The sequence below is a fragment of the Thermogutta sp. genome (assembly GCF_014359955.1).
In the GTDB taxonomy this organism is placed as follows: Bacteria; Planctomycetota; Planctomycetia; order Pirellulales; family Thermoguttaceae; genus Thermogutta.
In genome coordinates, this window is record NZ_JACIYL010000166.1 from 1 (window position 1) to 7,129 (window position 7,129).

Genomic DNA, 7,129 nt, shown 5'->3' on the forward strand with positions numbered 1-7,129 from the left:
GCCTTGTTGACGCGGCCAGACGGTCTTCCTCATCCACACGTTGAAAGACCGTTCCTCACCCCGGGTTAGTACTACAGCGCAGATTTACCTGGACGCCACAATACACCCACCACATGTTGTGCTGACATGAGTGCTGCGGCCGCAAGATGCTGTGCCGCGCCCATAATCCTGCGCTGTGGTATTAGCAGATCACCAGGTTGATCCCGGTAGGTCTCTTTCAGTTCCCTTATCGCAACTGATAATAGACGTTAGCACGCTACCGGCATTTATCCCGGTAGCTCCCAAGACTATTGATAGACCGATTCCTGTGCACAAAGCGAGGAATCGGTCAAATTTTTTACTGCTGGACTGGCGGTCAGAAATCGTGAGGTGGCGATTTCAGATCACTTCGGCGTCGCAGGAAATCCTCGCTGGACCGATCGCTTTAGGTGGTACGTCAGGCGGCCAACCACTCTTATGGAAGGGCAGGGAGCTGACCGTTCTGGAGAGCTCTCCCGAGCGGGCAAGGCTTCGCATTCGAGCGGCGACGGATAGCATTGAATGCAGCGGCACGGTCCTCATCGAATATGATGGGATGCTCCGCTGCGACTTCCAGCTCAACCCCGCTCATCCCGATGTGGCGATGGAAAAACTTGACCTGGAAATTCCTTTTCGGCCAGAGCGGGCCAAGTATTTCCACTTTTGGCCAGGCAGGTGGGGGAGTGTCTTCAATTCCCGAGCCATTCCACCCGACGGATACCAGATCTCGTTTAAACCGTTCTTCTGGATTGGTGACGATGAACGGGGATTAGCCTGGTTTGCTGAATCAGATCAAAACTTTTGGGATGTGGATCCGAACCGGGTTATCGAAGTCCGTCCGGAAAAGAACTCCGTCGTTCTGGTTATTCATCTCGTGGGCAAACCTCGTAAGCTCAACACACCGCTGGAATATACGTTTGGCTTTCAGGCAACGCCGGTTAAACCGATGCAACCGGACGCCTGGGATTATCGAATTTGCCACATGGGGAATTACGGAATCGAAGAGAATCCGCCAGGAATCCTCGATCGGTTGGCGGAATATGGCGTGAAGACGATCTGCTTCCATGAACATTGGACTGATATTTAGAATTACCCCCGCACAACGCACGGAGAAAAGCTTCGTAAATTGGTCAAAGCATGTCATGACCGCGGCATTCAGTTGCTGCTCTACCATGGATACGAGATGAGCACCCTCGCACCAGAATGGGATCAATATCCTGAGGAGTACCTGGTGTACCCGCGGGCCGGAGGATACAAGCGGAAACCCGAGCAAACCGCCTACATTGTGTGTTACCGCAGTCACTGGCAGGACTTTATCCGTGATGGGATCGCCAAACTAATCGATGAATACGATATCGACGGTGTGCCTGGACGGGACCTCGGAGCCGTGGGGGTGCAGGAATCAGGTCCATGGTTGTGGCAACGTGAAGCCGGATGGGTCGGTGGAAACAACGTATCCGATCTTCGCCATCCGCCAGACGATGCGGCGAATTTACACAATCGTGAAAAAACGTAACCCAAATGGCCAGGTAAACGTTCATCAATCCACCTGCATGGTTATCCCGACACTTGCCTTTGCCACGAGCCATTGGAACGTTGAACGTCTGCAGAGCATCAAGCGACCGGAATCACCTGGTGAGGTTCTGCCCCTTGATGCTTTCCGCGCGGAGTTCATGGGGCGCAACTGGGGTGTGCCGGCAGAGCTGTTGTGGTATCCCAGCGGACCGTTCCAACGCCGGGAGGCGGTGGGGCTGGCCCTTCTCCACGACGTGCCCGTCAGGCCCAACAGAATGGAAGACGTCGCGGTCTCTGCCAGCATGTGGCGGGCATTCGACGAGCTAGGACGCCACGAGGCACAGTGGATCCCTTATTGGGACAGCGCGAAGTTCGTTCGCTGCGACCAGGAGACTGTGAAGGTAAGTCTCTACAACAGGCCTAGACGGGGCTTTATTTTGGTGGCCTTTAATCTCGTACAGGAAAAATGTCGCGCCAGGTTGACGATCGACTTTTCAGCGCTGGGTCAACCAGAGACGCTCAGTGCTCGGGAGGTCGTCAGTGAAGCCCCGGTGAGCATCGCGGGAAACATCCTGGAACTTGAGTTAAATGGATTGGATGACGCTATGGTTCTCGTCCAACCTCACTAATCAGTTCTCCCGGCCAGCCATTATAGGTCGCCGTTCCGTCGGACCGGATGCGGAGTTCCATGCCTCTGGCGAAACGAGGATCGTATTCCACGCCCGGCTGATATCGATCAGTTAAAAAATGGAATCGCTGGTTGGTGGAACCAACCCAATGACGTTTCGTCTCTGGACAATGGGCCAGGTACGGCCCATCGACTAAAAGATCAGTGACTGCCAGGAGTTCTTTCACGCCGGGTAGGGAACAGTTGTTAAGGTATTCCAGAGTGAAGCCGGTGAAAACCATGACCGAAAGGCCCGTGCGGTGGGATCTTTCTGCTACCAGGGCAAGACCTTTGGCCTGAAGCATAGGCTCTCCGCCGAGGAAAGTCACACCCTCCAGGTTCCAGCGTCGGTGCGCGTCTAATATCCACTCCACAACTCTCTCAGCGGGCACGAGATGTCGGGGCACAAATTCCAGCATGTGCGGATTGCAACATCCGGGACACCGAATATGGCACCCCTGCACCCATAGAGCGAATCTTCGTCCGGGACCCTCTACTTCTGTGCAATCCAGCCAGTGGGCAAGGTTCAACCAGGGTGTATTCATACGACTTCAAAAGCAAATTTGGGCTCGTTACCTGCCTGATGTACTACAAGTGTGCGTCCCACGTAGGCCGCGGGTTCATCTTCCTCGAATAAAAACATGGCAAGAGGATCGAGAAGGTATTTCACCAGTTGATTGAGAACGCCTTGTCCCCCCATTTGGCGATCAACGCGTGACACGATAGCACGCAAAGCCTTTGCCTCGTCATCAAAAACGAGGTCCTTAAAACGGTATTTTTCGCGGAGACGTTCGCGAAGGGGTTGCAGTTTTGCTCGCGCAATGGCCACCAGAAATTCCTCATTCGTGATGAATCGGAAAGGAACGATGTTATCACCGATCCGATTGAGAAGTTCCGGCCTTTGGGCTACATGAATGAAGTGATGACGAACCTTTTCCAAAAACTGCTGACGAGTAGCCTCAGGATCGTCCTGATACGTGATTTCTGACGCCCCAATATTGGATGTGAAAATGATAACTGTTTCGCCAAAGGAAACCGTTTCTCCCTTCCCGTCAGTTAGTCGTCCGTCCTCCAGGATTTGCAGGAACTTATCGAGGATCCGGACATGAGCTTTTTCGATTTCGTCGAAAAGTAGAACGGAGAATGGGCGTCTTTTCACGGCATTAGTCAGTTGGCCCCCTTCCTCATAACCCACATAACCGGGAGGAGCACCGACGAGCCGCTGGTCGCTGTGTTCGTGGTTGAACTCGGACATATCGAAACGGATACAGGCGTCCTCATCGCCAAAAAGGAATTGAGCAAGCGCTTTGGCAAGTTCGGTCTTGCCTACCCCCGTCGGCCCCACAAAAAAGAGAACACCTTTGGGAGTCTTCTGTTTGATCGAGTGCTGGAGTCCGGACAACCCCGTGTAGGCCCGGATGATGACGCTCGCCACTTTTTCCACAGCCTCGTCCTGACCTTTCACCCGGTTTTTGAGTTCCTCACGAATGGTCGCCAGTCGCCCTCGACTGAGATCTTCCCAAGGGCTTTCCCGCTGCCCGTACTTGTAAAGATTGATAAGATGTTCGAACGACAGCGGCTCTGCGGAATTTACCCGGGAGAGTTTGAGGAGTTGATGGAGATCGCGGATGGTCATTCCGTCGAGGGAATCGACAAATTGAGAAAACTTTACTTCACCAGGCCGAGGCAAGGACTTCAGGCACCAGGCATGAAGAGTCCGTTGCAAAAAGCCTTCGCGTTCGGGGCGTCCCGGTGGGGGGATGAGAACATCGGCGATCGCTGGGTTGCCCATATAAAGGGCAGGCGGCAGGGCGCCCAGTTGCGAGCACAGCAAAACGATGAGATTTCCTGGCTGGGTCAGCGCGTCCAACTCTATGACCGAAATAGGAGCATTGCGAATCGCCTTCGACATGACGAGCAGCCACTGCCGTTCCTGTTCGGAGAGGGCATTGGCGTTACCGAAGAGATATTGTGACCAGTCGATGAGAAAAACGTAGCGCTCCACCGAGGGATGCACGAGATTGTGATACACCACGGCAAGGAAATCATCGGCCTGTAGAGGCGTCGTGCTGGGTGGCGGGGTGGGTCGGCTGCCCACATCATATGCTTCCCCCTCCATGGAAAAGTTATTGCGCGGTTGTGAGGCCGCTACGGCGTTTCGCATGAGTCGCTGCCATACATTGTCCGAAACTCCTTGCACACCCGAAAATCGGTCCCAAACCACAACATGGTCAAAACCCATGTTTTTGAGGGTGTTAACGAGCACCTCGCTGACGCAACGGTATTGCTGCGTATGCGGACAATAGCACAGATCCTGAACCTCTCCATGGACGATGAGGGCACGTCGGATCGCGGCCTGTCGAGTGAAGTTCTCCAGCCAGCGGTTTTCGCGATGATTAGCCATGGCTTTCTCTCCGTTGATTCACATCCAAAGGGCGCGCTGACTTGGACAATCGGTCAGGATTCCGCCAGAGCACGCGGGCGTCGGACAGCCGGATGCCGTAGATCTGTTCCAGTAAGGGTAGGACTTTGTCGATATCGTCCTTGCACTTCATGCCCTCGTAATGATCAAACTTGTAAATCATCGTCCCGTTGAGGCGGACCGTAAAGTTGGCTTCTGCTCCGGCTGGCTTTTTGGCGCGAATCAGAACTTCGTCTGTTTCCCGAAGAAGTCGCGGCTGATCAACGATGAAACCCGAACGAGTTAGACTTTCCATGATTGCGCGGACCACCTGGCGGCGGGCCTCTTCTCCATGCGGAGCCGATTCTGCATCTTCCGTCTCTGCCACCAACCGTGCCTGAAACTCTTCGAGGGATAATCCTTGCGCCTCGGCCAACTTATAAAGGTTTTCCAGACGTTCTCGCCTCTGCTGAGCTTCAACCTGATTAGGGTGCCTTGCTAGCTCGGCACTGTAGAGGTCGAGAAGTTTTCGACGAGCTTCGCTCTCCATCTGGCGTGTCTTCGCGTCCCTCCATTCTTGAGCCCGACGCGCCCCTTTCTCTCGAAGAAGCTGGATCCTCTCTCTGATCTCACATTGAACGGCAGGCAGTTCCTCGGGAAGAACAGACCGTTGCGCAAATTCGTCTCTCAGAGCCTGCAAGTCTTCCAGGACGAAATCCTGTTCCACGGGATCGGTTATCTGCGCGATGGCCTCTTCGAGAAATCGGCCGAGCTCGGATGTGGCTTCGGCCCGCAGTTTGGCCAAACGCTCTTCCTGACGACGGCGTGCCTCCTCATATTCTCGCCGGGCCTGTCGGGCACGTGCGGGTAGCCGACTGATTATAGGAGCCAGTTCAAAACTTAAATCGCGAGCGGCCAGGGGGTCAGTCTCGAGAAGTTCATCAAGATCGTCCAGTTGCTGTTCAACCCATGCAAATTCTTGCGGCAGGTACTGATCGAGGCCTTGAGCGAGGAGATCCTCATAGGTTTCCACATAGCGGTCTCGATATCGGCTGGTAGTCTCACGAACTCGCTCCAGGTATTGTGCGCGTCGGGCTTCTTCCGCGTGTCTGTCACGACGACGGTCTTGCGAAGGACTACCGACAATCCACTCGAAAATACCCAGTTCGCTCATAGCAACACCCCATACCCTTTCTTGGTTTCTCTCGTTTTTTTACGAAAGACGGTGCAACGGAATAACAAGAAGCACGATTTGGCGGATTGCGTTACGTTCCCCTCGCGGGATTCTCGTGCAACTTCCGGTCAACGTCTCGGACCACCCGATATAAGTTTCGGCTCCCAGAGAATCCGACCCTGATCGCAAAAAACCGGAGCGCCTTCCCGTTTACCGCGGCCTTCCGTCACATGTTTAGCGTGCTCCCCTCCGTTTCTGGATGTTGGTAAACCGAGTTTCAAGGCGGGCAATGAAAACCTCTGCCTCGCTCATGGAATAGCCCGCCTGTACCAGGATCTCGCGCGTTTGAGTCTCAAAGGTCTCCTTTTTCTGCCACCATCGCGGGATCAGCAGGCGCTCTTCATCAAGCACGTGGCGCAATTTGGCTGCGAGATTGCGGAGCACATCTGGTTCTCCAGGTGCCGAGGTTGTATTTGGTGTCCACACACCCACCGGCAGGAGAACTTCCTCATCCTGCACTCGCACTTGGAGGCGATGACCGATCAATGTGTGGGTCTCACAAACACAGAGCACACTGTCGGGAAATGGCCAGTTGCCCCGTTCTATCACCTGACACCCAGCCCCATCGGAGTTCCATTGCACAGCAAGATCATGGGAGAGATTGGGATCAAAGCCGACGATAAGTCGCCCCTGGGCTTGGACCGAAACAGCCAGCGAGAGGAGTTTGGGATTCACAATGCACCAGCGTGCGGAATCGGGGATCGTTTCGGACAATCGGGGAAGGATCACATATTGACCGCCATCCGAACCGCCCGAGAATGCAGATACAATCGGCCACGTTTCCAACTTTTCCCCAGCTAAACTATCCAAACCAAGGGCCGGTGTGAGAAATCGTTCCACGATTTCCCCGGGAGGAAGGCGATTGATGTATTCGGTCTCTGTTTCGTTTGGCAATTGCAATGTGAGCTGCCCATCTAGCAGGTCCACGGTTGCCATGACCTCCCGCCACAGAATCTTGGGTTTCCCGATTGGTCTAAGCCCCTGAATACGAGCCTGAGGGCGCCACCATGGGAAACGGGCATTGGGAATCCATTCCCTGATCAGGTTTTCAGGGAACAGATTATGGAAGACCTCAGGATTGACTCTGATGGCCGGGGATTGAGAAGAGTAGCGGAGAGAGTCTTCCTCGGTGAGGATTCTCGCGCCGATGGGATCGAAGAGAAACGATTCCTCATGGACTTGACTTCGTGCTTCTATTCGGTTCTCCGCCAGCATCCGTTGGCCCGCTGGGGTTATCTCCAGCTCTTCGAAGCGGAGCCACTGTGGATCACAGTCTTTCCTCTGGGGGGCGATA

Annotated in this window: 7 protein-coding genes; 3 read left to right on the forward strand and 4 right to left on the reverse strand. The window is 54.4% G+C overall.

Annotation, left to right across the window (positions count from 1 at the left end):
* Nucleotides 1-364: 364 nt before the first annotated feature.
* The 3 genes from H5U08_RS07155 (at nucleotide 365) to H5U08_RS07165 (ending at nucleotide 2,162) form a co-directional block, all read left to right on the forward strand.
* Nucleotides 365-1,105 (forward strand): glycoside hydrolase domain-containing protein, encoded by a 741-nt coding sequence (locus tag H5U08_RS07155; protein ID WP_297031658.1) that lies wholly within the window; start codon nucleotides 365-367, stop codon nucleotides 1,103-1,105.
* Between the two features lie 96 nt (nucleotides 1,106-1,201).
* Nucleotides 1,202-1,534, forward strand: a complete 333-nt coding sequence (locus H5U08_RS07160) for a hypothetical protein (RefSeq protein WP_297031660.1) — start codon at nucleotides 1,202-1,204, stop codon at nucleotides 1,532-1,534.
* The gene (locus H5U08_RS07165; RefSeq protein ID WP_297031670.1) at nucleotides 1,500-2,162 is read left to right on the forward strand and encodes a glycoside hydrolase domain-containing protein; all 663 of its coding nucleotides are present in this window, start codon (nucleotides 1,500-1,502) and stop codon (nucleotides 2,160-2,162) included. The genes H5U08_RS07160 and H5U08_RS07165 overlap by 35 nt, the downstream gene beginning before the upstream one ends.
* On the opposite strand, the gene H5U08_RS07170 is transcribed toward H5U08_RS07165, so the two are convergent.
* From H5U08_RS07170 to H5U08_RS07185, 4 genes are all read right to left on the reverse strand, one after another.
* Nucleotides 2,137-2,745: a 4Fe-4S single cluster domain-containing protein gene (locus H5U08_RS07170; protein WP_297031662.1), complete on the reverse strand. Its 609-nt coding sequence runs from the start codon at nucleotides 2,743-2,745 to the stop codon at nucleotides 2,137-2,139. The genes H5U08_RS07165 and H5U08_RS07170 overlap by 26 nt on opposite strands.
* Nucleotides 2,742-4,604 (reverse strand): AAA family ATPase, encoded by a 1,863-nt coding sequence (locus tag H5U08_RS07175; RefSeq protein WP_297031664.1) that lies wholly within the window; start codon nucleotides 4,602-4,604, stop codon nucleotides 2,742-2,744. Before H5U08_RS07175 ends, H5U08_RS07170 begins: the two co-directional genes overlap by 4 nt.
* On the reverse strand, nucleotides 4,597-5,775 hold the full coding sequence (locus H5U08_RS07180) for a hypothetical protein (protein ID WP_297031666.1): 1,179 nt from the start codon (nucleotides 5,773-5,775) through the stop codon (nucleotides 4,597-4,599). The genes H5U08_RS07175 and H5U08_RS07180 overlap by 8 nt, the downstream gene beginning before the upstream one ends.
* 234 nt (nucleotides 5,776-6,009) lie before the next feature.
* On the reverse strand, nucleotides 6,010-7,129 hold a 1,120-nt coding region (locus H5U08_RS07185; RefSeq protein ID WP_297031668.1), incomplete at its 5' end, for a hypothetical protein.

Excerpts from the sequence above, each read along its gene's own strand:
- H5U08_RS07170 (WP_297031662.1), bottom strand. The coding sequence starts at position 2,745 with ATGAATACACCCTGGTTGAACCTTGCCCACTGGCTGGATTGCACAGAA.
- H5U08_RS07180 (WP_297031666.1), bottom strand. The coding sequence starts at position 5,775 with ATGAGCGAACTGGGTATTTTCGAGTGGATTGTCGGTAGTCCTTCGCAA.
- H5U08_RS07175 (WP_297031664.1), bottom strand. The coding sequence starts at position 4,604 with ATGGCTAATCATCGCGAAAACCGCTGGCTGGAGAACTTCACTCGACAG.
- H5U08_RS07160 (WP_297031660.1), top strand. The coding sequence starts at position 1,202 with ATGAGCACCCTCGCACCAGAATGGGATCAATATCCTGAGGAGTACCTG.
- H5U08_RS07165 (WP_297031670.1), top strand. The coding sequence starts at position 1,500 with ATGCGGCGAATTTACACAATCGTGAAAAAACGTAACCCAAATGGCCAG.